Genomic DNA, 24,761 nt, shown 5'->3' with positions numbered 1-24,761 from the left:
CCCGCGCCCTGCTTGTCGAGCTCGTCTCCTGTTCCCTGGCCCTCGGCCCGTTTCTCCAGGGCGGTGTCGACGCCCTGCGCGATGTCCGGGGACTGGGCGCCGATGGACACCGAGACGCCACAGGAGGCGCCGTCGAAGCCCTTCTTCGAGGAGTCGTAGCCGATGTCGAGTATCGCCCCGCGGACGAGGGCCGCTATGGGTGCGTACGCCTCGGTGGTGACCTCGCCGGCGATGTGGACGAGGCCGGTGGTGATCAGGGTCTCGACGGCGACGCGTGAGGAGGGGTCCTCGCGGAGCAGCGCGTCGAGGATGGTGTCGCTGATCCGGTCGGCGATCTTGTCGGGGTGGCCCTCGGTCACGGACTCCGAGGTGAACAGTCGCTTGCTCATGCCTGGCTCACCTCGACCGGGAAGAAGTGGGACTCGATGGCGGCGAGGGTGCGGATCTCGTCGACCTCCAGGGTCTCCATCTGGATCGACCGCCCGCTGTGCTGCTCCAGCAGGAAGACGAACTCCACGAAGGACAGCGAGTCGATCAGACGGTTCTCGATGAGGTCCAGGTCGGGGGCGATGTCTTCGCGCTCCGAGTGGCGGGCGAGGAGCCAGTTCTTCACCTGCTGCAGGCCGTCGGACATGAGTGCTCTCCTTGAAGTGCTGTACATGGATGAGAGGTGGGGTGCGGGACCGGTACCGCCCGGTACGGGGAGGCCCGGTGGTAAGGCGTACCCGGGGGAGCCGGCTCTGAGGACCGGGGCGGCCACGGCCACGGCGTAGTCCACGTCGTGGCTGATGGACACGGTGATCTCGGCGATACCGGACTCGGCGGCCATCTCGGCCGCGGCCCGCCGGAGCTCCACGAGCGGCCAGCCGCCCTCGGAGCGCCGTACGACGATGTCGAGCCAGGGCAGGAACCTGCCCCGGACGCGGAGGGTCTTGAACGCCGCTTCCTTGGCCGCGATCCGGCCGCACAGGCTCAGTACGTCGAGCCCGCCGGGTGTGCTGCAGTCGGCGAGTTCGCCGGGGGTGAGCATCCGCTGGAAGAAGTCCTCGCCGTATTCGGCGAGCAGTCGGCGGACACGGGTGACGGACACGATGTCCATGCCGAGATTCGCCCAGCCCAGGCCGCCCGCCGACGGGGCGACGGGTCGGGTCGGCACGTCAGATCGCCGGCCCGGCCGCATTCGCGCGCAGAACGGCCGCGGTCGCCGCCGACCAGCTTCCGTAGCGTCTGGTCAGCGCGGACAGCCACCGCTCCAGGCCGAAGGCGACGCAGCTGGTGAAGGCCGGGCCCCCGCTGGACGCGAGGCTGATGCCGCACCGGTCGCCGAAGAAGTTGCGGTGCGTGTTGACCGAGGCGATCGCCAGGTCCTCGTACAGGAACTCGTGCTTGACCGGGGTCAGCCGCTGGAGCAGCGCCTTGGAGCTGCCCTTGTCGAAGAACGGGTCGCAGGCGGCCTCGCGGCGCAGCGGCAGGTCCAGGGCCTCGGCGAAGGCGTTGATCCGCGCGGTGAAGGCGGTGAGGTGTGCCTCGGCGTGCTGCCGGCTGCCGATGGCCACGATCTCCCTCATGTGGAAACCGAGCTGGCGGCGGAGGTCCTCGTAGTGCTGTTCCTTGCGGAAGCACCAGCCGACGACGGTGACCAGGGTGTCGTCGGCGACCTCGCGGCCCTGGTGGTCTATGTACACGGCGTAGCAGGACGCGGAGGGGAGGCCGAGCGAGGCCGGCTGGAGGGCGTCGCAGGGGAAGCAGCCGGATTCCCTGCAGAACTCGCTGGTCGCCCGGGCCGCCAGGTCGAGCGGGGCGGCGACGACGGCCTGGTGCGGGAAGTTGTCGTAGTAGTCGAGGCGGGCCAGGTCGGCGGCCGGCAGCAGCGGGGGCATGGTCATCGGGCTGGCGCCCGCGTAGACGCCCCAGCCCTCGAAGGTGTCGTCGAGGAGCCGCAGCAGGGCGGTTCCCTCGGGACCGAGGGACGGCAGGCCCCTCATCTCCCCGACGCTCGAAGGGGTTGTCACGGTCATGGTGGAGTCACCTCTCGGACGGCGGACGGCTCGTTCAGATGGCGGGCAGTACGTCGTCGGTGAAGATCCCGGTCTTCAGGAAGAAGCCGAGCGGCTTGCGGATGGCCTTGCGCTCGAACGGGCGGCGCCGCTCGTCGGCGACCAGGGCGTTGCGCAGCGCCAGCGGGTCGGCGATGCCCGCGTCGCGGTAGACGTGCGGGTTGTAGAGGGAGTTGACGCTGTAGACGACGTACTTCTTGAGGTAGTCCTCCACCTCGGCGAGCCGCTCGGTGGTGACGGTTTCACGCATCCGCTTGAAGAGGAGGGAGACCAGTTCGCGGCCGAAGGCGATGTGCCGGGACTCGTCCTGGTGGTGGATGCGGTTGACCTCGCGGATGGTGTGGCAGAGCGACTCGTCCTGCGCCATCCGCATGTTGTAGTGGTCGACGAGTTCCTCGAAGAAGAGAATCCGGGCGAAGACGAGGAAGTTCTCCACCTCCGGTTCCCACGCGGAGTCGGCGCGCATGGCGGTCGATCCGTAGATCTTCTGGCCGTAGCGGCGGCAGAACTCGGCGAAGAACCACATGTGTTCGTTCTCCTCACCGATGAAGTGGTGGAAGAAGTCGGAGGGGACCTCGAAGCCGGGCATGTGGATGCGGCCGACGACCTCGATGAGCAGCTCCCGGATGCCGTGCACGTTGAGGCTGTAGAAGTTGATGCTCTCCCACTTGGAGAGCCGCCGCACCGCCTCCTCGCCGAGCTGTTCGTAGAAGGGGGTGCCGTAGACGGTGAGCAGTTCGGGGGTCATCCACAGCCGGCCCTCTTCGAGCTTCTCGGGCCAGTCGAACTGCTGGTAGGGGTTGTAGTACTCCTCGATGGAGCGGGAGCTGAGCCGTTCCAGGACTTCCAGGAACCGGTCGCTTACGGGCAGGGGGGCGGCGACGCCCATGGTGACTCCTCGGTGTGGTGGCGCGGGGCGCGGGCGCGGGGCTCAGGGCCGTACTTCGTAGACGGCGTTGACCGGCGTCTCGGCCGCGCGCCGCCAGCGGGTGAAGCCGGCCTCCTGGGCGATGGCGCGGAACGCCTTCTCGCCGGAGTGGTTGCCGAGCGCGTGGGGTCCGCGCTGGGCCACGGCCACGGGCAGGCACATCACGGCGGACAGCGCCATGAACATGCGGGCGGCGGGGGTGTCGGTGTCGATGTCCTGGGGCGAGACGTTGGACTCGACGAGCATCCAGGTCCCCTCCGGGTCCAGGGACTTGTACGCGTGCTGCGCGGCGGCGACGGGGTCGCCCATGTCGTGCAGGGCGTTGAAGAAGGTGACCAGGTCGTAGCCGGAGCCCGGGTAGTCGTCGGCCGAGGCGACCTCGAAGCGGACGCGGTCGGAGAGTCCGGCCTCCTCGGCGAGCTGCCGGGCGATGACGATGGCCTCTTCGCAGTAGTCGAAGCCGTGGACGGTGGCCTCGGGGAACGCCCTGGCGATCAGCAGTGTGGTGTGTCCGACGCCGCAGCCGATGTCGGCGACGGTGCCGCCGGCCGCCAGTTTGGCGGTGACCCCGTCGAGGGCGGGCAGCCAGTCGGGGACGAGCCGGTGTTCGTAGGTGGGCTGGAAGAAGCTTCCCATCCCGGTGTCCAGGGCCGGGTCGTGCTCGGCCCAGCCGACGCCGTCGCCGGTCCGGTAGGCGCCGACGAGCAGGTCCTCGGTGGCGTACAGCGCCTTGAGGGCGGTGAAGAACCCGGCGGCGAAGGTGACGGCCTGCGGGTCGGCCAGGACGGGGACGTGCGCGGCGGGGAGCGTGTACGTGTCGGCGCTCGGGTGGCGTTCGACGTACCCGGCGCTGAGCTGGGAGTGCAGCCACTCCTCGGCGTAGCGCCGGGAGATCCCGGTGCGTTCGGCGAGGGCGGCCGGGGTGAGCGGTCCGGCCTCGGCCAGGGCGCGGTAGAGGCCGAGGCGTTCGCCGAGGGCGACGGTGAGTCCGCGTACAGCGGCCCCCGCGTCGCTGATGACGCGCTGGTGGAACTCGTGGGTGGCGCTCATGCCGCTCTCACCTCAGCAGGGGGAAGGTCGCAGGTGAACAGGAAGGACCGGGGGACGCCCGGGACGCCGCGGTGCGGGACCGGGTAGGGCCAGCGGCCGAAGTCGGCGCCCGGTTCGCCCGGCTGACGGACTTCGCGCACGGCCCAGCCGCAGTCGGTGAGGAGCCGCTCCGGGGTCTCGGTGCCGAACAGCCACGGGTTGCCGTCCTCCTCCAGGCAGCGGAGGAAGGGGCGGGAGAGCGGGTTGTCCAGGGCGGCCTTGCTGATGACGTCGCCGAGCAGCACCGAGCCGGGCGCCGCGTGCGAGGCCAGGGTCGAGATCAGGTTGCGGACCGCGTGCTCGGGCAGGAAGAACAGCAGGCCCTCGACCACCCACAGCACCGGTTCGTCGCTGTGCCAGCCTGCTTCCTTGAGGGGCCCCGTCCAGTCCTGGGTGAGGTCGACGGGGACGGTGACGCGGGTGCGTCCGGCGGGGGCGGGCTCGTCGGCGAGCATCCGCGCCTTGGCCTCCAGGAGGGCGGGGCGGTCGAGTTCGTAGACGCTCACGCCGTCGGGCCACGGGAGCCGGTAGAAGCGGGTGTCCATGCCGGCCGCGAGGAACACGACCTGGCGGATGCCGTGTTCCTCGACGGCGCGGACGATCGCCCGGTCCAGGTAGGTGGTGCGGATGGCGAGGAACGGCACGGTGCCGGCCCCCGCGTAGCGGTCGAGGAGTTCGAAACCGATCGTGTCGGCGACGGTGCGCGCGTGGGGATCGGCGAACAGCCGGTCGTCGCGTTCGGTCTCCAGGGCCCGCGCTGCGGCGGTCCACTGGGCGGTGCGGGATACGGCCTCCACAGGAGGTCTCCCTTCACATCGGGTGGGGAAGGTACGGGCGGTCAGGCGGGCGGGCGGTCCGCGGCGGACCCGGCCGGGTGGTTCAGGCCATGGCCCGCGCGCAGGGGACCGGGTCCTGCGCGCCTGACGGCGACGCGGGGCGCGGGGCGGGGTGGGCGACGGGGCGCCGCCGGAAGATGCTGTGCAGGATCATGCTGAAGACGACGGTCCCGTCGCTGTCCAGGAGCAGGCACTTGGGCTGCACGACGCCGGTGCCGGGGTTGAACGGTGACGGGCGGGAACCGAGGATCTCCACGCGCGCGGTGAGGACGTCCCCGGGCCGGACCGGCTTCAGGTAGCGGATCTCGTCGACCCCCGGGGAGCCGGTACAGGCGCTGTAGGCGAGCAGGCCGTCGACGTAGCGGCGCATGAACATCGAGGCGGTGTGCCAGCCGCTGGCGATCAGGCCGCCGAACGCCGAGTCGGCGGCGAGTTCCTGATTCGTGTGGAAGGGCTGCGGATCGAAGCGCTTCCCGAACTCCAGCACCTCCCGCGTCGTGACGGTGACGGTGCCCAGCTCGTGGACGTCACCGGTCCGGAAGTCCTCGAAGTAGCGCATCAGGCGCCCCCCTTGACGTAGCGGAGTATTTCCTTGGCCTGAACCAATCTACGAATCATTCGTTTATTTTGTCAACCCAAAAGAACGACGGACAGGGCCTGTTCGACGTCCCGCCACAGGTCCTCGGGGTCCTCGATGCCCACCGACATCCGCACCAGGCCCGCGCCGATCCCGGCCGCGGCCAGCGCCGGGCCGTCCAGCTCGCGGTGGGAGGTGGTGGCCGGATGTGTCACCAGCGTCTCCACCCCGCCCAGGGACAGCGCCAGCCGTGCCACCCGGACGGCCTCCACGAAGGCCCGGCCCGCCGGCCGGCCGCCCGCCAGGTCGAAGGAGAGCAGCCCGCCGCCGCCGGAGAGCACCGCGCGGGCCGTGGCGTACGAGGGGTGGGAGGCGAGCCACGGCCAGTGGACGGCCGTGACGGCCCGATGGGCGGCGAGCCGCGCCGCCAGCAGACCCGCGTTGGCGCAGTGCTCCCGCATCCGCAGCGGCAGCGTGGGTATGCCGCGCAGGGTCAGCCAGGCGGCGAACGGGTCGGCGCAGGCGCCGAGTTCGACCGTGCGCGGCCACACCCGGCGCCGCAGGGCGTCGTCCGCGAAGACGGCCGCTCCGCCGAGGACGTCGGAGTGCCCGGCGAGGTACTTCGTCGTGGAGTGGAGCACGATGTCGGCGCCGAGTTCGAGGGGGCGGCACAGGACGGGCGACGCGAGCGAGTTGTCCACGGCGCTGACCACGTTGCGCCGCCGGGCCGCCGCCAGCAGCCCCGGCAGGTCCGGGACCCGGCCGGTCGGGTTGGCGATGGTCTCCAGCAGCAGGAGCCGGGCGCGCGGCCCCGCCACCGCCTCGAACCCGTCTGCCCCGTCGCCGTCGATGTAGGTGACCTCGACGCCGTACCGCTCCGCCAGGTCGGTCAGGGCCGCGTACGTCCCCCCGTACAGGCACCGCTGCGCCACCACCTGGTCGCCGGGGCGCAGCAGCGCCAGCAGGACGCCGCTGATGGCGCCCATGCCCGAGGCGAAGGCGATGGCCGAGGCGCCGCCCTCCAGTCCGGCGAGGGTGTGCTCCAGGGCGCGCACGGTGGGGTTGCCCCGGCGGCTGTAGACGTACGCGCCGTCGGGCCCCGCCATGGCCTCGGCCAGTTCGGCGGCGGAGTCGAAGGCGAAGGCCGAGGACTGGACGAGCGGCACGGACAGCGGCCTGCTGCCGCCCGGGAGCGGCTCGTTGACGACGTGGACCGCGCGGGTCCGGATGTCCTTCATGCGGGTCTCCTTCATCTGGGTCTCCTCGCGTGGGGAAGCGGGGGTGACGGGGTGACGGGGTGACGGGGTGACGGGGTGACGGGGTGACGGGGTGACGGAAAAGGGGTCGCCCGACGTCCGGGAAGGACGTCGGGCGACCCCTTGTGCGGGTACGGGTGACCCCGTACGTCACACCTTGGCCGTCTCGCTCCGCGGCGCGGGGGCGGCAGCGGCGGCGGCCATGGCCTTGTCGCTCTTCATCGCGAGGAGCGTGACCACCGCGCCGACGACGGCGATGGCGGCGGCGCCGAGGAACGCGGCGCTGAAGCCGTCGGTGAGGGCGGTCAGGTTGCCGAGTTCACCGGCGCCCTGCGTGGTGGCGAGCGCGGTCAGGGCGGCGAGGCCGAGGGCCGAGCCCACGTTGTAGGTGGTGTTGACGATTCCCGAGGCCAGACCGGCCTGCTCCTGGGGGGCACTGGCCATGGCGGCGATCATCGCGGGGATGTAGGCGAGCGCCATGCCGAGCGCGGCGACGAGCGAGGCGGGCAGGACGTCGACCAGGAAGGTGCCGGTCGGCGGGACGGCGGCCAGCCAGAGCAGTCCGGCGGCGAGGGCGAGGAGACCGCCCACGATCAGCGGCTTCGCACCGAACCGGCCCATGAGACGGGCGGTGATCATCGTCATGAAGATCATCAGCAGGATGGTCATCGGGAGCAACGCGGCGCCGGAGGCGAAGGCACCGTAGCCGAGGACCTGCTGCAGGTAGAGGTTGAGGAAGTACCACATCGGAATCCAGGCGGCGCCGAGCAGCGTCATCGCCAGGTTGGCCGAGCCCAGTCGCGGGACCCGCCACACGCTGAGCGGCATGAGCGGTTCGCGGATGGACTTCTGGATCACGAAGAAGACGATGAGCAGCAGGGCGGCGCCGATCAGTTGCAGGACGGTGCCGGTGGACCCCCAGCCCACCTCGGGCGCACGGACCACGGCGAAGACGGCGAGCGCGAGACCGGCGGTGACGGCGACCGCGCCGAGGACGTCCACGGAACCGCGGCGGGAGGCGACGGCGGGCAGCAGCTTGGTGACGCCGAGGGTGGCGAGGCCGATCGGGATGTAGATGATGAACACCCACTGCCAGCTCATCCACTCGGTGAAGACACCGCCGAGGAAGACGCCCGCGGTTCCGCCGGCGGGTGCGGCGGCGCCGTACAGCGCCATCGCCTTGCCCAGTTCCTTCGGGTCGTGGGCGAAGAGCACCATCAGCAGGGTCATGGCGGCGGGTGCGATCAGCGCACCGCCGACGCCCTGGACGGCGCGGCCGACGATCTCGACCCAGGCGGTCTGCGCGGCGGCGGCGAGCACCGAACCGACGATCATGACGACCCAGCCGGCGGCGAAGATCTTGCGGGCTCCGACGAGGTCGGAGAGGCGCCCGCCGAGCAGGAGCAGCCCGCCGAAGACGATGACGTAGGCGTTGAAGACCCACTGCAGCTCACCTTGTGAGAAGCCGAGGTCCTTCTGCATCTCGGGGAGTGCGACCCCGATGATCGAGGTGTCCATGATGACCATGAACTGGGCGGTGGCGAGCACGGCAAGTGCCCACCAGCGCCGGGGATTGACGGTTGACATTGCCCTGACCCCTTCTCTGTTTTATACCCCCTGGGGGTACCTTCGCGGAGCAACGTAGCATACCTAGGGGGGGTATGTAAGGCAGCGGTGAAGGCGGCCGGAAACCGCTCCCGGACCGTGGCCGGACCATTCCCGGACCGCAGCCGAATCCCAACCGGACCGGCGCGCGCAGGGCCCACGCGCCAAGTCGCCCCGGGCGAAGCGCAGTTGTCGCGCCTTCGGCCGCACCGCGCGGCACCCTCCCGCCGGAGGGTGCCGACTCGGCCATTCAGGAGGGCCACCGCGATCCGGCTCATGGAATCGACTACGATCACGACATGATCACGGCGCGGTCACCCATCGGTGTTCTGCGGACCCGGATAGCCAGGGGTCCGCTGCGCATGCTGTGGCTGACACTGCTGCTGACCGGCCTGGTCTACGCGCACGGCGTCGACACGCGGACCACGTCCCACCACTCCGGCGACGCGGCATCCGTGTCCGCGTACGCGTCTTCGCACGTGTCCGCGCCCGCCCTCGGGTCCGCCTCACCGTCCCTCTCGCCGACGGGCACCGGTGCGTCCTACGCCGTCGCGGACAGCTCCGGCACGCACAGCTCCGGCGCGCACAGCTCCGGCGCGCACAGCGCGGCCCGTCCGGCCGAGCACTGCATGCCGGGCCAGTCGGAGCAGGGCAGCACCGTGCAGGCTCCCGGGCCGGGCCCTCTCGCCCGCCCCGGCTCCGCTTCCTGCGGCCACGCCCCGGCGCCCTCCCTCCCCCCGGCCGCCGGACGGGTCGACAGCCCGGTCCCGGCGATACCGGACGGTCCAGGACTCCTGCGGATCTAGGCCGTCTCTTCCGGATCTTGCCTCGCCCGCGCCGACCGGCAAGATCCGGAGGAGGCGGCCTGGACCGGTCCGGTCCTTCCGCACGCCGTCGCCACCCTGCCGATCCGGGTGACCGCTCCCGGCGCCCGCTCCGGCCCGCCCGGCGGGACCGGCCCCACCGCGCCTCCACGGACCGTCCGGGCCGTCCGGTCCACGTGGTCCGCGTGGTCCGCGTGGTCCGCGCGGGCCCGCCGACGGCGCCCCACCGACCCGACCGCTCCCGGTACCGGTACCGCTCCTCGCGCACGAGCACCTCCCCACGGAGGAAGCGCCCCGCGAAGGAAGCACCGCACGGAGGAAGCACCGCACGGAGGAACTGTGCCTTCACGTCCGTTCAGACTTCTGGGCACCGCGACCGCCCGATTACGGGGCGCGCTGGCGGTCTGCCTCATCGTCTCGCTGGCGATCGTCTCGATCGGGTGCCTCACCCACCCCCGGACGGCGGGACACTCCCACAGCCAGGCGTCGGGTTTCCCCCCGCACGCCCACATCGGCGCCGAGACCGGCGGCGACAGCCCCCAGGTACCCGACTCCGCCGAGACCTGCGTCCCGTTCGGGCGCCCCCTGGCCGAGGCCCGGCAGGCGGCGCCCGCCCACACCCCGGCCGCCGCGCTCCCGGCCCCGGCCGGCGTCGAAGCGGTGCTCCCGGCCGTCCGGTACCCGCCGGCACTCAGACGTCTGGCGGCCAACACCGGGCGCTCGACCCTGATCAGCGTCTGCCGGTGGCGCGTCTAGAACCCGTCCGTGCGGCCGTACGTACCCACCGGCCGCCGCCCGCCACCGCCCGGTACGGGGAGGGAGAACCTCCCCGCCCGCGGCGATGACCGGCGAGACGCGCGAAGAGACAGCCGTCGACGAACGAGAGCCGAAGACATGACCATCCTCCCCACCACTTCCGGCCTGCCGTCCCGCACCGCCCTGTCCGGGCTGGTCGGCAACACCCCCCTGCTCCGCGTGTCGGAGCCCCTCTCACCGGAGGGCCGCGGCTTCTGGGCGAAGCTGGAGGGCTTCAACCCCGGCGGCATCAAGGACCGTCCGGGGCTGCACATGGTCGAGCGGGCCCGTGCCCGCGGCGACCTGCGCCCCGGCGCCCGGATCATCGAGTCCACCAGCGGCACCCTCGGCCTGGGGCTGGCCCTGGCCGGCATGGTCCACGGCCACCCGGTCACCCTGGTCACCGACCCCGGTCTGGAAATGTCCATGAACCGGCTGCTGACCGCGTACGGGGCCCAGGTCAACCTGGTCTCCGAGCCCCACCCGACCGGCGGCTGGCAGCAGGCCCGCCGCGACCGCGTGACCCGGCTGCTGGAGCAGCAGCCGGGCTCGTGGTGCCCGGACCAGTACAACAACCCCGACAACACCTCGGCGTACACTCCGCTGGCACTGGAACTCGCGACGGAACTCGGCCACATCGACGTCCTCGTGTGCAGCGTGGGCACCGGCGGGCACTCCGCGGGCGTCTCCCGGGTCCTGCGCCAGCTCTACCCGGAGCTGAAGCTCGTCGGCGTGGACACCGTCGGCTCGACGATCTTCGGCCAGCCGGCCCGTCCGCGTCTGATGCGCGGCCTCGGCTCCAGCATCTACCCGCGCAACGTCGCCTACGAGAACTTCTCCGAGGTGCACTGGGTCGCCCCCGGCGAGGCGGTGTGGACCTGCCGTCAGCTCGCGGCGTCCCACTACGCGACCGGCGGCTGGAGCGTGGGAGCGGTGGCCCTGGTCGCCGGCTGGCTGGCCCGCACCCTGCCCGCGGACACCCGGATCGCCGCCGTCTTCCCCGACGGTCCGCAGCGCTACCTCGGCACGGTGTACGACGACGACTACTGCGCCGCCCACGGGCTGCTCGACGGCCCGCCGGCCGCCGAACCGGAGACGGTGGGCCGGATGGACGAGAAGGAGGTCACCCGCTGGACCCGGTGCACCACCGTGGTCGACCCGCTGACCCTGGCCGGGGAGCCCGCGACCGGGCCCGAGCCCGTCGCGACGGAACCCTCCGTGGCGGAGCCCGCCGTGGGGAAGCCCTCTGCGAGGAAGCCCTCCGTGGTGGAGAAAGAGGGCCGGTGAAGGGCACTCTCGCGCAACTGCGCTCCTACGAGCGCAGCGTCCAGTTGCTGATGGTCAACCAGTTCACCATCAACCTCGGCTTCTACATGCTGATGCCGTACCTCGCCCAGCACCTGTCCGGCTCGCTCGCCCTCGCGGGCTGGGTCGTCGGACTCGTCCTGGGGGTGCGCAACTTCAGTCAGCAGGGGATGTTCCTGGTCGGCGGCATGCTGGCGGACCGGTTCGGCTACAAACCGCTGATCGTCGCCGGATGCGTGCTGCGCACCGCCGGGTTCGCCGCGCTGGGGCTGGTGGACTCGCTGCCCGCCCTGCTGGCGGCCTCGGCGGCCACCGGCCTGGCCGGGGCCCTGTTCAACCCGGCGGTCCGCGCCTACCTGGCGGCGGACGCCGGTGAGCGGCGGGTCGAGGCGTTCGCCCTGTTCAACGTCTTCTACCAGGCGGGCATCCTGCTCGGACCGCTGGCGGGTCTCGTGCTGACCGGGGTCGACTTCCGGATCACCTGCCTGGTCTCGGCGGGCATCTTCGCGCTGCTCAGCGTCGTGCAGATCCGCAGCCTGCCCGCGCGCCGGGCCGACGACTCGGGCGGACCCGGGGGCGACGGGGGGAAGGCCGGGCGGGCGGGCCTGCGGGACCAGTGGCGGGGCATCCTCGCCAACCGGCCCTTCCTGCTCTTCTCCGCGGCCATGATCGGCTCGTACGTGCTCACCTTCCAGGTGTACCTCGCGCTCCCCCTGGAGGTGCGGCGCCTGGGTGGTGACGGAACGTTCTCCGCGGCCGCCGCCACCACGCTCTTCGCCGTCTCGGCGCTGACCACGATCCTGTTCCAGACCCGGGTGACGGCCTGGTGCAAGACCCGTATGGAGCCGGGACGGGCCCTCACCTGGGGGCTGCTCGCGATGGGCGGCGCGTTCGTGCCGCTGCTGATCGCCACGGCCGTGCCCGTGCCGCAGGACGGGGTGGGGCGCTGGCTGCTCGCGGGCCTGCCGTCGACGCTGGCCGCCCTGTTGCTGGCCGTGGGCACGATGATCGCCTACCCCTTCGAGATGGACACCATCGTGCGCCTCTCGGGCGGCCGGCTCGTCGCGACCCACTACGGGCTGTACAACACCATCTGCGGCATCGGCATCACCCTGGGGAACCTGCTGATCGGGGCCTCCCTGGACACCGCCCGCGCCGCCGGGATGTCCGCGCTGCCGTGGACGGCCCTGCTCGTCCTCGGCCTGGCCTGCGCCGCGGCCCTGTACGGGCTGCACCGCACCGGCCGTCTCGAACCGTCACGGCCCGACGCGGCGAGAGCGCCCGCGACGGCCTGACCGCGCGCCCGTGGGAGGGGCCCCCGCCCCTCCCACGGGGGCCCGGCCGGACGCGGGGGGACAAAGGCGTACCCGGCGGGGCCACGCTCGGGACGGCAGGGCCCGCGACCTGCGCCGGGAGGGATCGCCCGGCTGGAACCAGGCCGGTGGCGCGGGAGTTACTCCTTGCGGGCCGCGCGTCATGAGCGCGGCCCGCAAGCCCGCCCGGTTCGCTCCGGGCCGTACCCGTCTCCACCCGTCACCGACAGGTGAAGAAGATCGTGCGAGGAGAGAAGTTGAGCATCACCGCCACAGACCTGGTCGACCTCGCGGGGCCGGTGGGCAAGCTGGTCCACCGCCGCCGCCTGATCAACGCCACGGTCATGCAGTCCTTCGGCATCGACCCCGTCACCGGCGACGTGTTCGTCCTCCAGGTGGCCGAGGGTCAGCTCACCCTGCCGGGTGATTCCGGGCCGGTGGACGGTTCCGTACGGGCCGACCGCGGCGACCTGGCCGTCACCCGGCTCAGCCCGGCGGGCGCCATCACCGGCTCCATGTACCTGCGGGGGTTCGGGCACGGCGTCCAGATGGGGGTCGAGCACCGTGCGGGCGTCTCCCGGCTCTGGACGGAGACCGCGGCCCGGCCGACCGGTGCCGAGAACGACGGGTACGGCACGGCCGTCACCCACTTCGCCTTCAGCGACGGCACCGTCCTGGACCACGGCTCGCCGAAGCACGCCACGCCCTACACGCCCGCGGCGGGCGCCACGAGCGTGACCTGCACCATCGACCCGACGACGAACCGACTGATCGTCCGTTTCAGCAGCGGCGGCATGAAGTACGAGATGTACGACCTCGACCGGGCGGCGGCCGGTGTGTGGCAGCCGCTGGCCCGCATCTCACAGCCCTCCCCCAACGGCGTCTTCCAGGGCTACGCCTCCCTGGGCAACGTCCTCTACATGCTGGCCGGGCAGGCCATCGCCCCCGACAACCCCGCCAACAGGCCGCCAGGCAACACCTACCTCACCGCCGTCGACTGGAGCACCGGAGCCGTCCTCCAGCAGCAGTTGGTCACCGCCGGCCAGGGCCTGGTGTACCGCGAGCCCGAGGGCATGGCCGTCTCGGTGCGGGGCGGCGTACCGCACCTGCACTTCGGCTTCGCCTGCGAGAACCCGGGCCCGCGGACGTGCACCGTCCTGTCGCTGTCCCAGGCTCCCGGGACCGACGGGGTCAAGGTGCTCACCGACTGGCAGACGATCAGGCTCGCGAGCGGTGTGACAGCAGATGTCGCCACCCCCCGGGCCCGGCTGATCAGCCTCGCCGGTACGACGACGCTCCAGCTCAGCGGCGGTGTGAAGGGGAACTTCAGCGCCGACACCGTGATCGGGACGCTGCCCGACGCCCTGGTGCCGAGCATCGTCGTCCGGGGCAGTGTCCCGCGCAACAACAGCGACGGCCGGTGCGTCGCCCGCGTCGAGGCGGACACCGACCGCAACCTGCGGCTGTACGGCGGCCAGAGCACGAACCCCATCACCTGGGCCCAACTGGACAGTTTCAGCGCGACCTGGCACTGACGGCCACCACCCGGCCCGACGGTCCCACCGGTCCCGTCCGTACCCGTTCCTCAACCCGCGTCCCGTCAAGGAGAACCTTTCCATGTCCTACGACCGCCGCAGTGTCCTCGCCGCCGCTCTCGCCGTGCCCGCCGCCACGACCCTGCTGACCGCCACTCCCGCGGCCGCCGCTCCCGGCACCGTCGACGCCCAGCCCTGGACCGATCTCCTTCTTGAGCCCGGTGTCACCGCGCAGGCGAACGCGAAGCCGCAGATACGCCTGATCACCATCGCGGGCACCACCTTCCTCCAGGCGCGCGGCGCCATCACCTGCGACCTCACCGCGGACACCAGGATCGCGACGATGCCGGGCGTGCTGAAGCCCACGTCGGTCACCCGCGCCGTCGCCCCGCGCAACAACAGCCAGGGCATCAACTCCTGTCGCCTGGAGATCAGTACGACCGGCGCGGTGACCGTCTACGGCGGCAACACCGGCAACCCGGTCACCTGGGTCCAGCTCGACTCGGTCCAGACGATCTGGCGCTGACCGGCCCCGACGCCGTACGGGACCGGCCCCGGCTGCTGTGAGCCGGGGCCGGGCCGGGTCCGGGCGGCACCTCTCTCGACCCTTGACACCAATTGCACCTTTTATGCCGACTGATAACCTCAGGCGAGGTTTCGTCCATTTATTCGTCGCCGGCGCCCCTCTCCGCCACACGGAACACCTACGGGAAACGGGAACGGGGAACAACGCCGACGACGTCACGGAACGGAGATCCCGTGTCTGTCGTCAAGAGCGCCCTCCCTGACGCCGATCTGAAGATCGTCGGCGAAGCGCTGCAAGGCGCCCTGGTGGACCTGATCGATCTGGCACTCGCCGCCAAACAGGTGCACTGGAACGTGGTGGGACCCCGTTTCCGGTCCGTCCACCTCCAGCTCGACGAGGTCGTCACCTCGGCCCGCACCCACTCCGACGTGGTCGCCGAACGCGCCTCCGCCCTCGGAGTGGCCCCGGACGGCCGAGCCGCCACGGTGGCGTCGTCCAGCGCGATCGCCGGCGTACCGAAAGGGTGGGTGAAGGACACGGACGCGGTACGGATTCTCGTGGACGCCCTGGGCGTGGTGATCGTCCGCATGCGCGAACGCATCCGCTCCACCGGGGACCCCGACCCCGTCACCCAGGACATCCTGATCGGCCTGACCGGGGACCTGGAGAAACACCACTGGATGTTCCAGGCCGAGAGCGCCTGAACAGGTCGGAGAGGGACGGTTCAGGCGGGGAGGAGTTCGTGGATCGCGGCGGTGATGCGGCGGGAGAGGTGGACGGGGGGGAGGTAGACCCCGCCGAAGGGAAACGTCGAGAAGTCCAGCCTGATCCTGCGGGGCGAGGCGGAGCCGAGGTCGACGGTGAGGAGATGACCGGAGCCCGCGGTGATCCCGCCGGCGGACTGCGTCAGATCGGTGGCCTTGCGCCCGTCGACGGAGAGCCGGAACCGGGTGGCCGCGCTGACCTGCTTGAAGCGGACCTGGAAGACCTGGGTGTCGGTGCCGAACTCGACGGACCGGACGCCCTGGCCCGAGTCGTAACGGTTCGGGCAGCGGGACGTCGACAGGACGTACGAGGTGTCCGGCGCGACGGTTCCGGTCTGGAACCCCGCCGCGCCCGCGTAGGCGAACGGCCCGGTCACGTCCGTGCCGGACAGGGCGGCGCCCGGCGGCGCCTACTTGACGAAACCCGGCTGCGGGACGGTGGTCTGCGCCGTCGGGACCACCGGCGCGGGACCCGCGCGGAAGCCGTCGGCGGTCACCGGGTCCGGGAGGTCGCGGCGCCGTTCCCACCCTGAACGTGCGCATGCCGAACGATGCCCGCATCCGTCATGTCCTCATCCGTCATGTCCGCCCCGGGAGGGGCAGGTGAAGCCGTGCCGTCGCCCCGCACGGCACCGGGCCCCGCACCTTCGCGGGGAAGGTACGGGGCCCGGGTTCAGCCGTGGTCCTGCGCTACGTCACCAGGTGCCGGGCAGGGCCTGCCAGCTCAGGAAGGTGTTCTCGAAGCCACCGTCCGGGCGGCTCTTGAACGTGAACGCCTTCGTCGATCCGACGGCGTAGTTGTACATGATCGAGATGTCGGACCGTCCGTCGCCGTCCGAGTCTCCCGACGTGAGCAGACCCGTACTGGAGGCGTACCAGGACTCCTCCGGGGTGTCCCAGCTGCGGACCGGACTCTCGACCGTGCCGTCGGGCTTGCCCAGCAGGGTGTGCAGCGCCGAGCGGCCGGTGCCGTAGTCGTACACGAGGGCGGCGTCGTCGCGGCCGTCGCCGTTGAAGTCGCCCACGGTGAGGCCGATCCGGGCCGCGGCTCGATCCTGGCCAAGCAGGACGCCAACGGGCGTCGCAGCGTCATGCAGTACGACGGTCTGGGCCGCCTCGCCAAGGCGTGGTCCGCCGACCGGGACCCCACCACCAAGTCGGCGGACGCCGAGTTCGCCTACGACGTGCGGCGCGACGCGCCGGTGGTCATCTCGACCAGGAGCCTGCTCGACGACGGCACCTACCGCAGCAGCCACGAGATCTTCGACAGCAGCCTGCGCATCCGCCAGACCCCGATGGAGGCGCTCGGCGGCGGCCGGGTCGTCAGCGACACCTTCTACAACAGCCTCGGCCAGGTCTGGAAGAGCAACGGCGCCTACTACACGGGCGGCGCGCCATCCGGAGCCCTGTGGGCGCCGAAGAACAACGAGGTCCCGTCCTCGACCCTCACCGAGTACGACGGCTCCGGCCGGTCGACCGCGCAGATCTCCCGCAAGCACGGCCTGGAGACCTCGCGGACGACCACCCGCTACGGCGGTGACTCGCTGACGGTGGACCCGCCGACCGGCGAGACGCCGACCCAGGCGTTCCTCGACGGCCAGGGCCGCAAGACCGAGATGCGCTACTTCCGCTCGGACTCGCCGACCGGGGCGTACGACACGACCCGGTTCGCCTACGACCGCCGGGGCAAGCTCGCCTCGGTCGTCAACGAGGCCGGTGACACCTGGTCCTTCGAGTACGACCTCCGTGGCCGGCAGACCAGGACCTCCGACCCGGACAAGGGCTCGGCGGTGATGTCCTACGGCAAGGGTGACCGTCTGGAGTCGATGACGGACGCCCGCGGCAAGGTCCTGGCACCCGCCTACGACACGCTGGGCCGTACCACCGCGGTGCACGAGGGCTCACTCACCGGGCCCAAGCTCACCGAGACCGTGTACGACACGCTCCCGGGCGCGCTGGGCCTGCCGGTCTCCTCGACGCGTTACGTCGACGGCAAGGCCTACACGCAGTCGGTGAAGGGATACGACACCGAGTACCGGCCGACCGGCACGAAGATGACCGTCCCGGACTCCGAGGGCGCTCTCGCCGGGACGTACGAGTTCTCCACCGGCTACCGGCCGACACCGGCCTCAAGCAGTGGACGCAGATGCCCGCGGTGGGCGGTCTGCCCAGCGAGCGCGTCACGATGACCTACAACCACTACGAACTCCCCACCCTCATGGGCGTGGCGGGGAAGACGTTCGTGGCCAAGGTGGACTACTCGCCCATGGGCGACGTCCTGCGCACGCACACCGGGACGGCCGGCTCCCAGCTGTACTCGGCCAACTTCTTCGACGAGCAGACCCGCCGGATCACCCGGCAGGTCAACAGCCGTGAGAAGGCTCCGGGGCAGATCAACGACACGTCGTACACCTACGACGCCGTCGGCAACATCCTCAGCATCACCGACAAGGAGGGCCCGGAGGCCTCCGCCACGACCGACACCCAGTGCTTCGCCTACGACTACATGCGCCGCATGAGCGACGCGTGGACGGCCACCGACGGCTGCGCGGCCGAACCCGTACTGGTCGTCGTACAGCTTCGACGCGGCCGGGAACACCACGTCCCGTACCGTCCCGGGCGGCACGCAGAACCTGGAGTGGAACACCGAGGGCCGCCTGGCCAAGGTGACCAAGGGTGGTGAGACGACGGAGTACCTGTACGACGCGGGTGGCAACCGTCTGATCAAGCGCGACCCCTCGGGCACCACGCTCTACCTGCCGGGCACCGAGGTGAAGCTCACCAAGGCCGGCACGTTCGAGAGCAACCGGTACTACGCCCACCCGGCCGGTCCGGCGATGGTGCGCAGCGCCAAGAACGGCGTGGTCTCCACGTCCTACCTGCTGGGCGACCACAACGGCACGGCGCAGACCAGTGTCGACGCGGCCACCCAGGAGGTCACCCGGCGCAAGTTCACCCCCTTCGGCGAGGCGCGCGGAGCGACTCCGGCGGCATGGCCGGGTAAGAAGGGCTTTGTCGGCGGTGAGGTCGACGACTCGACGGGTCTGGTGCATCTGGGCGCGCGCGAGTACGACCCCGTCGTGGGACGGTTCCTCTCGGTCGACCCGGTGGTCGACTTCAACGAGCCGAAGCAGCAGAACCCGTACGCCTACGCCGCCAACTCGCCGGTCACCTTCAGCGACCCCAGCGGACTGGCCATCGCGCCGCCGGTGATGCCCATCAAGGACTTCACCGATGCCGAGCTGGCATGGGCGAACTGGGCCAACGGCCGTAGTGCGCTCGACGTCGCGCTCGACGTCGCGGTGGGCATCCTCAAGGACGCCTCCGGCTACAACGACATCAGGGACTGCCTCGGCGGTTCCTGGAGTGCGTGCGGATCGATCGCCGTGGACGCGCTGCTCCCGTTCGCGGGGCGTGCCAAGCATGTCCTGTAGGCCCTCGACCGGGCCTGGGACGCCTACAACAGCTGGATGAGCAAGCTGTCCCTCGCCCGGGACATCCTCATGCGCGCGGAGCGCTACGAGCAGGCCATGGCGAAGTACGCCGAGGACATGGCCGAGTGGAAGCGGCAGGTGGAGGAGGCCGCCGAACGGGCCAGGAAGCTGGAGGAGGAAGCTGCATCCGCGCGAAGAGCCGCGCAGGAGGCGGCGGCCGCGGCTGCCAAGAAGGCCGAGGAAGCCGCGGCGACCGCAGCCCGCCAGGCCAAGGAATCCGCGGCGAAGGCGAAGAAGGCCGACAAGGGCGGCACGGTGACCAAAGCCGCGGCGCCGAAGAAGGCGGCGGCACCGAAGAAGGCGGTGAACAAGGGGTCCGCAGGGGGCGGTGACGTCGATTACGGGTCGATAGACGCGGACGGCCGCCGTTCGGAAATCGTGGCGATCGTCACTCCGCAGACGCCCAACGGAACCAAGGTGACGCAGCGGATGGGCAATAACCTGCCGGGCTTCGTGAGCGGGGACAACGGAGATACGCGCGGACACCTCCTCCCGAGGGCGCTGGGCGGATCAGGAAACACGCCGGAGAACTTCGTCAGAACGACGTCAACAATCGACAACGGCATCATGAATGAATTCGAGAAGGAGATCGCCGCACACGTCAAGGACAACCAGGCAACCATCATGTACTCGGGAACACCTCTTTACCACCCGGGCAGCAACGTGCCATTCGCCGTGCGGATCGAAGCATTCGACGACAACGGATGGTACATGGGCGCAACATTCTTCCAGTAGCAAGAAACAGGGACTGATTCCCACCCCTTCGCAGCGATCGCGGACCAGGCGTCCGGATCCCGAACCACTGAATGACGTACGGGCAGAACTCCACAGGAGTTCTGCCCGTACGTCATTCACCCCCCGCCGGAGGCGACCCGGCTCGTTCGCAGCCGCTCAGCGCCGCCATTCATAAGCGCCCGGTGACGTCTTCAGTACCTCGCTCGGCCAGGTCCGCAGCGTCTCGCGAAGGTGCTCGCGCTGCTCCTCGACCCAGCCCTCGTCGAGCACCATCGGGATGGTCGCCACCGTGCCGGAGGCGGACGTGTCCTCGACGAACACCACCGGGACGCCGGTGTCCCCCTCCTGGAACTCGATCCTGACCACAGGACCGTTTCCATTGTCCAGCCATTCGATTTCCTGACCTTCGGCGAGGTCGTCCAACGCCTCGGACCACTGTTCCAGGTCCGAGATGTAGAAACAGATGCCGAGGCGCCCGTGGACGAACCCGCTCTCCACAAAGATCTCGGCGTCGAGCAAGTCGTGCACCGGCAGAACGCCGGGCTCCCGCCGGCCCAGAACATGCACGCGGAAGCTGTTTCCGCCGTCCGACATCCTGACCATGTCCACATTCTCCCCTTAACGCCCCAGGAACATTTCAAGCGCTGCATTCATCATGCCGCCACCTGTATCCAGCATAGCCTGGGGGATGGCGCCGCCATCATTTAGGTCAGGCTCCCCGCCCGGTTCTCCGGCAGAGTATTCATGGAGAACACCAGTAGCTCCACGGAATTTTCCTGGCGATACACGCCCCGATGCCGCGCGCACGGGCCGCAGGGGCCGCCGCCCTGCGCCCCGTGCGGCGGCGCAGCGCGCGCGGGGGTGTCCGGGCTCGCCTAGCGTGGGTTTCCCGTGGCGGTTCCGGCTGGGAGAGGCCGGGACGCGGGCGGCACCGGTACGGAGGTCGGCGGTGGGCTCGGGCACGTTCCTCCTCGTCCTGGTGATCGTGACGGCACTGGCCTTCGACTTCACCAACGGCTTCCACGACACGGCCAACGCCATGGCGACCTCCATCGCCACGGGCGCGCTGGCGCCACGGGTGGCCGTCGCGGTCGCCGGGGTGCTCAACCTGGCCGGCGCCTTCCTCTCCGTGAAGGTCGCGGAGACGGTCTCCGGCGGCATCGTCGACGACGCGAAGGTCTCCCTGGAGATGATCTTCGCCGGGCTGACCGGGGCCATCCTGTGGAATCTGCTGACCTGGTTCCTCGGCCTGCCGTCGAGCTCCACCCACGCACTGCTCGGCGGGCTGATCGGGGCGGTCTGGGCGGGCGCCGGGCAGTCGGCCGTCCACATGGGCGAGGTCAGCGGGAAGATCCTGGTGCCCGCGCTCGCCTCACCGGTCATCGCCTGCGTGGTCGCCGTGTCGGCCACCCGGCTGGCCTACGCGATCACCCGGCGGGCGGGCCGGGGCGTGGGCGAGCGGGGGTACCGCGTGGGCCAGGTCGGCTCGGCCTCGCTGGTGGCGCTGGCCCACGGCACCAACGACGCGCAGAAGACGATGGGGGTCATCACCCTGGCCCTCGTCTCCGCCGGCCTGCTGGGCACCGGGTCGGGACCGCCCTGGTGGGTGGTGCTCACGGCGGGCCTGGCGATCTCGCTGGGCACGTACGCGGGCGGCTGGCGGATCATCCGGACCATGGGCCGCAGGCTCACGGACATCGCCCCCGCACAGGGCTTCGTGGCCGAGACCAGCGCCGCGACGGTCATCCTCACCTCGACGCACCTGGGGTTCGCGCTCTCCACCACGCAGGTCTGCACCGGCAGCATCCTCGGCGCGGGGCTCGGCCGCAGCCGCCCCGACGTGCGCTGGAAGGTCGCCGGGCGGATCGCCGTCTCCTGGGTCCTCACCCTGCCCGCGGCGGCGCTCCTGGGCGCCCTCTCCGCCTCGGTCGCGGACCGCGGCGGCCTGGGGGTCGCCCTGGTGGCGGCCGTCACCGCGGCCTGCGCCACGGTGCTCGCCGTCCTGGCCCGCAGACGGCCCGTCACCCCGGACAACGTCAACGCGCCGCCCCCCGCCCCCCGCACCCCGGCCCCGCAGCACCAGGGGCCCTGACCCCCTCCGGCAGGTACGGCAGGTGCGCCGTACGGGGGTAGTCGTTCGTGCGGAAGGGTGAGTCATCGGCGCGCCTGTTTGTCTCCGGGCGCCCGGGGCTACGTCTGCCATGGCGCCACGACGCGCGCGGACAGCGAGGGCGAGGAGCACACGGATGACCGGACGGCGGGTCAGGGCCCGGACGGCCCGCCCCCTGTGGGGGCTCATAGCGGCGGCGGGGCTGCTGATACCGGCCGGGATCGTCGGCGCCCCGGCCGCGCACGCCGCCGGGCCGGGCGTGACGGCCGGGGAGCGCGGCGCCGCCCCGTGCTCGCTGTCCACCGGCCCGTACCAGGAGGAGACCGAACGCCACCTCGGGCTGACCGTGGACGGGGTCCAGTCCGCGACGGACTGCGCGGCGATCCAGGCGTTCCAGGTCAAGCACGGGATCAACCCCGCGCAGGGGTACGCGGGCCTGTACACCTACCGGGCGGTGGTGTGGGAGGAGGCCCTGGCCCGGCCGGGCGGGCCGGGCGGCTGCCCGGCCACGTCGGGGGTGGTGGTGTGCATCGACATGGACCGGCAGATCCTGTGGGTCGAGGAGGCCGGGGCCGTCGTCTTCCGCCCGGTGCCCGCCCGTACGGGGATGCCCGGGTACCCGACCCGTACCGGATGGCACGAGATATTCGACCGGGAGAAGGAGTTCTGGTCGACGCTGTACGACGGCCCGATGCCCTTCGCCCAGTTCTTCGACCGCGGCCAGGCCCTCCACGCCAGCTACCGCGACATCTGGGAGGACCCCGGCTCGCACGGATGCGTCAACCTCCGCTACGAGGACGCGAAGACCCTGTGGAACATCCTGCGGCTGGGCGACGAGGTCTACGTCTGGGGCCGCCGCACCGGGGACTGACCACGGCCCGGTCCGGCGGGCGCGGTCCTGCGGAGCGCGGGGCTCCGCTCAGAGGGCGCGGTGCGTGACGTGCGGCCCGGCACGGCCCTGCGCCGGGTGCCGGGTGCCGGGTGCCGGAAGCCCTCCGGGGCGTTACCCGTGTGGTGGTGGTTCCTCTTCGCCGTGCCCAGCACGGGCCCGCCGGGATTCTCCGCCGCTTCCGGTCGCTCCCGGTCGCTCCCGGCCTGCCGACAGGCTTGCGTCAGGAGGCCGTCAAGGGCGCGTTCGGAGCCTTGCCGCCCGGAACGGGATGCGCTGGGATGGGTCCATGAACAGCGGTCCGCGCCACGACGACCGGCCACCGAATCCGGTGCAGCCGGCAGCGCCCGCTGTCCGCACGGCCGTCTGACACGGCCGGGCGTCGCCCGCGTACCCGTACCCGTCGGGCCCTCCGGAGGGCCCCGGCCGGATCACGCCCACGCCTCACCTCCCCCACCGTTCCCCCCGCACGTGCCGAGCCCACGCCCCCGCTTCGCGCCGGGCGCCGGGTGCCCCGGCCGTGCCCGTCACCAGGAATCCGACATGCCTTCATCCCTGTCCGGGCGCACCGTGCTCGTCACCGGCGCCACCTCCGGCATCGGCTACGAGAGTGCCCGCCAGCTCTCCGAGCGCGGCGCCACCGTCCTCGTCCACGGCCGCACCCCCGAGGAGGCCCGGGCGGCCACCGACCGGCTGATCGCCGCCGCGGGCGCGGACGCCGCCCGGCTGCGCCCGGTCTCCGCCGACTTCGCCCGCCTGGAGGACGTCGAGCGGCTCGCCGAGGCGGTCGTACGGGACCACCCGCGGCTGCACGCGCTGGTCAACAACGCGGCGATGGCGGCGCCCGAGCGCCACACCCTCACCGAGGACGGCAACGAGATCGCCTTCCAGGTCAACTTCCTCGCCCACTACCTCCTCACCAACCTCCTGGAGCCCGCGCTCACCTCCGAGCCGGGCGGGCGGGTCGTCAACGTCTCCTCCTCGCTCCACCGCGCCGCGGCCATCCAGTGGAACGACCCGCAGCGCATCCGGCGGTACTCCCGGCTCGCCGCGTACGCGCAGTCGCAGCTCGCCCTGACCGTCTTCGCGGCCGACCCGCGCGTCACCGCCGTCTCCGTGGACCCCGGCATCTGCGCGACCGGTCTCCTGCCCCTCTACGGGCACGAGGGGATGCCGGCGGCCGAGGGCGCGGCGCACGTCGTGCACCTCTGCGACCCGTCCACCGAGATCGTCAACGGCGCCTACTACGACCGCTCCACGCGGGTGGCACCGGCAGCCGCCGCCACCGACGACCGCACCGTCAAGCGCCTCACCAAACTCGCCGACCTCCTCGTCGGCCACACCGCCTGAAGGGGGAGCCCGCCATGTCGAAGCGCGCGCGCAAGAAGCGGTCCCGTCGCAAGAAGGGCGCCAACCACGGCAGCAAGCCCTGCCACTGACCGTCCCGCACGGACCGTCCCGCGAGGGCGGGTCCACCGCCGGGTCCCTCCCGCCGCACCGGGAGGGACCCGGCGGTCCGGTCTCCGGGAGCGAAGGCGGGGAGGGAGCGAAGGCGGGGAGGGTCCGGGGGAGGTCACCGGCCGCCGTCCCCGCCGTCCGGGCCGTGTCGTAGCATCACGCCTATGCACCGCCACACCGCCCGCCGGGCCTCCTCGGGCCTCGCCGCGCTGGTGGCGTGCTTCCTGCTGATGTGCGGTTTCCTGATGGGCGCGGCGGGGACGGGCCACGCGACCTCGATGGCCGACGCGGCCCCCATGACCCCCATGACCATGACCGGCACGACCATGACCGGCGCGACCAGGGCGGACACCGGCGTGACGGACACCGCCGGGACGGGCGCCGCGCATCCCCCGGCGGAGCACCGTTCCGGGGCCCCGGCCCGCACCGCTCCGACCGCCACCGGCGACGGCGGCTGTCCCGCCCGGGGCGAGGAGTGCCCGCTCGCCTCCGCGCAGGCCCCCGCCCCCCTCGCCTGGGCCGTCCCCCCGGCCCCGCCCCCGTCGGCGGTCACCGCGCTCCACGGGCAGCCGCCCGCGGAGCGTGCCCCCGGCTGCGCCCGCCCCCGGGCCCCCGACCTCAGATCCCTCTGCGTCAGCCGTACCTAGGACACGACCCCTCAGCCC

General features: G+C 71.6%; 28 protein-coding genes. 16 read left to right on the top strand and 12 right to left on the bottom strand.

Translation table 11 applies throughout. The annotated features are described in order from the left end of the window. From ACIA5F_RS14755 to ACIA5F_RS14715, 9 genes are all read right to left on the bottom strand, one after another. On the bottom strand, window positions 1–389 hold a 389-nt coding region (locus ACIA5F_RS14755; RefSeq protein ID WP_399352722.1), incomplete at its 3' end, for an S-adenosylmethionine synthetase N-terminal domain-containing protein. Continuing rightward, window positions 386–1,099 (bottom strand): 4'-phosphopantetheinyl transferase superfamily protein, encoded by a 714-nt coding sequence (locus ACIA5F_RS14750; protein ID WP_399352720.1) that lies wholly within the window; start codon window positions 1,097–1,099, stop codon window positions 386–388. The genes ACIA5F_RS14750 and ACIA5F_RS14755, both read right to left, overlap by 4 nt. A gap of 58 nt (window positions 1,100–1,157) precedes the next feature. Beyond that, entirely contained in the window at window positions 1,158–2,018 is an 861-nt protein-coding gene (locus ACIA5F_RS14745; protein ID WP_399352718.1) for a hypothetical protein, read from the bottom strand. Window positions 2,019–2,052: 34 nt separating this feature from the next. After that, entirely contained in the window at window positions 2,053–2,946 is an 894-nt protein-coding gene (locus ACIA5F_RS14740) for a diiron oxygenase (RefSeq protein WP_399352716.1), read from the bottom strand. Between the two features lie 42 nt (window positions 2,947–2,988). Beyond that, window positions 2,989–4,035 carry a methyltransferase domain-containing protein gene (locus ACIA5F_RS14735; RefSeq protein WP_399352714.1) on the bottom strand — a complete coding sequence of 349 codons (1,047 nt, stop codon included), beginning with the start codon at window positions 4,033–4,035 and terminating at the stop codon, window positions 2,989–2,991. After that, complete coding sequence (locus tag ACIA5F_RS14730) at window positions 4,032–4,871, bottom strand: class I SAM-dependent methyltransferase (protein ID WP_399352712.1); 840 nt, start codon at window positions 4,869–4,871, stop codon at window positions 4,032–4,034. The genes ACIA5F_RS14735 and ACIA5F_RS14730 overlap by 4 nt, the downstream gene beginning before the upstream one ends. Before the next feature lie 82 nt (window positions 4,872–4,953). Further along, window positions 4,954–5,469 carry a MaoC family dehydratase gene (locus ACIA5F_RS14725; RefSeq protein ID WP_399352710.1) on the bottom strand — a complete coding sequence of 172 codons (516 nt, stop codon included), beginning with the start codon at window positions 5,467–5,469 and terminating at the stop codon, window positions 4,954–4,956. Window positions 5,470–5,540: 71 nt separating this feature from the next. Next, the gene (locus ACIA5F_RS14720; RefSeq protein WP_399352709.1) at window positions 5,541–6,740 is read right to left on the bottom strand and encodes a trans-sulfuration enzyme family protein; all 1,200 of its coding nucleotides are present in this window, start codon (window positions 6,738–6,740) and stop codon (window positions 5,541–5,543) included. A gap of 153 nt (window positions 6,741–6,893) precedes the next feature. Further along, entirely contained in the window at window positions 6,894–8,330 is a 1,437-nt protein-coding gene (locus tag ACIA5F_RS14715; protein WP_399352707.1) for an MFS transporter, read from the bottom strand. A 317-nt stretch (window positions 8,331–8,647) separates the two neighbouring features. On the opposite strand from ACIA5F_RS14715, the gene ACIA5F_RS14710 reads away from it, so the two are divergent. From ACIA5F_RS14710 to ACIA5F_RS14680, 7 genes are all read left to right on the top strand, one after another. Further along, entirely contained in the window at window positions 8,648–9,154 is a 507-nt protein-coding gene (locus tag ACIA5F_RS14710; protein WP_399352705.1) for a hypothetical protein, read from the top strand. Window positions 9,155–9,511: 357 nt separating this feature from the next. Next, complete coding sequence (locus ACIA5F_RS14705; RefSeq protein ID WP_399352703.1) at window positions 9,512–9,928, top strand: hypothetical protein; 417 nt, start codon at window positions 9,512–9,514, stop codon at window positions 9,926–9,928. Between the two features lie 138 nt (window positions 9,929–10,066). Continuing rightward, a complete protein-coding gene (locus ACIA5F_RS14700) occupies window positions 10,067–11,254 on the top strand; it encodes a PLP-dependent cysteine synthase family protein (protein WP_399352701.1) in 1,188 nt (395 codons plus the stop codon). Next, entirely contained in the window at window positions 11,251–12,567 is a 1,317-nt protein-coding gene (locus tag ACIA5F_RS14695; RefSeq protein ID WP_399352699.1) for an MFS transporter, read from the top strand. Before ACIA5F_RS14700 ends, ACIA5F_RS14695 begins: the two co-directional genes overlap by 4 nt. Window positions 12,568–12,842: 275 nt before the next feature. Then, on the top strand, window positions 12,843–14,120 hold the full coding sequence (locus tag ACIA5F_RS14690) for a hypothetical protein (RefSeq protein ID WP_399352697.1): 1,278 nt from the start codon (window positions 12,843–12,845) through the stop codon (window positions 14,118–14,120). A gap of 82 nt (window positions 14,121–14,202) precedes the next feature. Beyond that, window positions 14,203–14,646, top strand: coding sequence for a hypothetical protein (locus tag ACIA5F_RS14685; protein WP_399352695.1), 444 nt, complete (start codon window positions 14,203–14,205; stop codon window positions 14,644–14,646). Between the two features lie 233 nt (window positions 14,647–14,879). Next, window positions 14,880–15,350 (top strand): Dps family protein, encoded by a 471-nt coding sequence (locus tag ACIA5F_RS14680; RefSeq protein WP_399352693.1) that lies wholly within the window; start codon window positions 14,880–14,882, stop codon window positions 15,348–15,350. Between the two features lie 20 nt (window positions 15,351–15,370). Here the strand turns inward: ACIA5F_RS14680 and ACIA5F_RS14675 are convergent, their stop codons facing one another. Continuing rightward, complete coding sequence (locus tag ACIA5F_RS14675) at window positions 15,371–15,787, bottom strand: hypothetical protein (RefSeq protein ID WP_399352691.1); 417 nt, start codon at window positions 15,785–15,787, stop codon at window positions 15,371–15,373. Between the two features lie 318 nt (window positions 15,788–16,105). Next, window positions 16,106–16,435, bottom strand: a complete 330-nt coding sequence (locus ACIA5F_RS14670; RefSeq protein ID WP_399352689.1) for an FG-GAP-like repeat-containing protein — start codon at window positions 16,433–16,435, stop codon at window positions 16,106–16,108. Between the two features lie 66 nt (window positions 16,436–16,501). Here ACIA5F_RS14670 and ACIA5F_RS14665 point away from each other — a divergent pair, with 66 nt between their 5' ends. From ACIA5F_RS14665 to ACIA5F_RS14650, 4 genes are read left to right on the top strand one after another with little or no spacing between them, the layout of a single operon-like run. Continuing rightward, window positions 16,502–17,599, top strand: coding sequence for a hypothetical protein (locus ACIA5F_RS14665; protein ID WP_399352687.1), 1,098 nt, complete (start codon window positions 16,502–16,504; stop codon window positions 17,597–17,599). Continuing rightward, complete coding sequence (locus ACIA5F_RS14660; RefSeq protein WP_399352685.1) at window positions 17,566–18,093, top strand: hypothetical protein; 528 nt, start codon at window positions 17,566–17,568, stop codon at window positions 18,091–18,093. Before ACIA5F_RS14665 ends, ACIA5F_RS14660 begins: the two co-directional genes overlap by 34 nt. Next, on the top strand, window positions 18,077–18,844 hold the full coding sequence (locus tag ACIA5F_RS14655) for an RHS repeat domain-containing protein (protein ID WP_399352683.1): 768 nt from the start codon (window positions 18,077–18,079) through the stop codon (window positions 18,842–18,844). Before ACIA5F_RS14660 ends, ACIA5F_RS14655 begins: the two co-directional genes overlap by 17 nt. Before the next feature lie 36 nt (window positions 18,845–18,880). Then, the gene (locus ACIA5F_RS14650) at window positions 18,881–19,639 is read left to right on the top strand and encodes a DNA/RNA non-specific endonuclease (RefSeq protein WP_399352681.1); all 759 of its coding nucleotides are present in this window, start codon (window positions 18,881–18,883) and stop codon (window positions 19,637–19,639) included. A gap of 156 nt (window positions 19,640–19,795) precedes the next feature. Here ACIA5F_RS14650 and ACIA5F_RS14645 read toward each other — a convergent pair whose 3' ends face one another. Next, the gene (locus ACIA5F_RS14645; RefSeq protein WP_399352744.1) at window positions 19,796–20,242 is read right to left on the bottom strand and encodes a DUF5959 family protein; all 447 of its coding nucleotides are present in this window, start codon (window positions 20,240–20,242) and stop codon (window positions 19,796–19,798) included. Between the two features lie 346 nt (window positions 20,243–20,588). Between ACIA5F_RS14645 and ACIA5F_RS14640 the strand changes: the two genes are divergently transcribed. The 5 genes from ACIA5F_RS14640 (at window position 20,589) to ACIA5F_RS14620 (ending at window position 24,743) form a co-directional block, all read left to right on the top strand. Beyond that, window positions 20,589–21,731, top strand: coding sequence for an anion permease (locus ACIA5F_RS14640; protein WP_399352679.1), 1,143 nt, complete (start codon window positions 20,589–20,591; stop codon window positions 21,729–21,731). Between the two features lie 154 nt (window positions 21,732–21,885). Further along, window positions 21,886–22,620, top strand: coding sequence for a L,D-transpeptidase (locus ACIA5F_RS14635; protein WP_399352677.1), 735 nt, complete (start codon window positions 21,886–21,888; stop codon window positions 22,618–22,620). Between the two features lie 561 nt (window positions 22,621–23,181). Beyond that, window positions 23,182–23,988 (top strand): SDR family NAD(P)-dependent oxidoreductase, encoded by an 807-nt coding sequence (locus tag ACIA5F_RS14630; protein WP_399352675.1) that lies wholly within the window; start codon window positions 23,182–23,184, stop codon window positions 23,986–23,988. A gap of 14 nt (window positions 23,989–24,002) precedes the next feature. Further along, window positions 24,003–24,077, top strand: a complete 75-nt coding sequence (locus ACIA5F_RS14625) for a 50S ribosomal protein bL37 (RefSeq protein WP_399352742.1) — start codon at window positions 24,003–24,005, stop codon at window positions 24,075–24,077. Window positions 24,078–24,260: 183 nt separating this feature from the next. Further along, entirely contained in the window at window positions 24,261–24,743 is a 483-nt protein-coding gene (locus ACIA5F_RS14620) for a hypothetical protein (RefSeq protein WP_399352673.1), read from the top strand. The last annotated feature ends 18 nt before the right edge of the window (window positions 24,744–24,761 follow it).

It is taken from the genome of Streptomyces sp. NPDC051567 (assembly GCF_044454165.1).
GTDB lineage: Bacteria > Actinomycetota > Actinomycetes > Streptomycetales > Streptomycetaceae > Streptomyces.
This window is presented reverse-complemented; position numbering and strand designations above follow the sequence as displayed.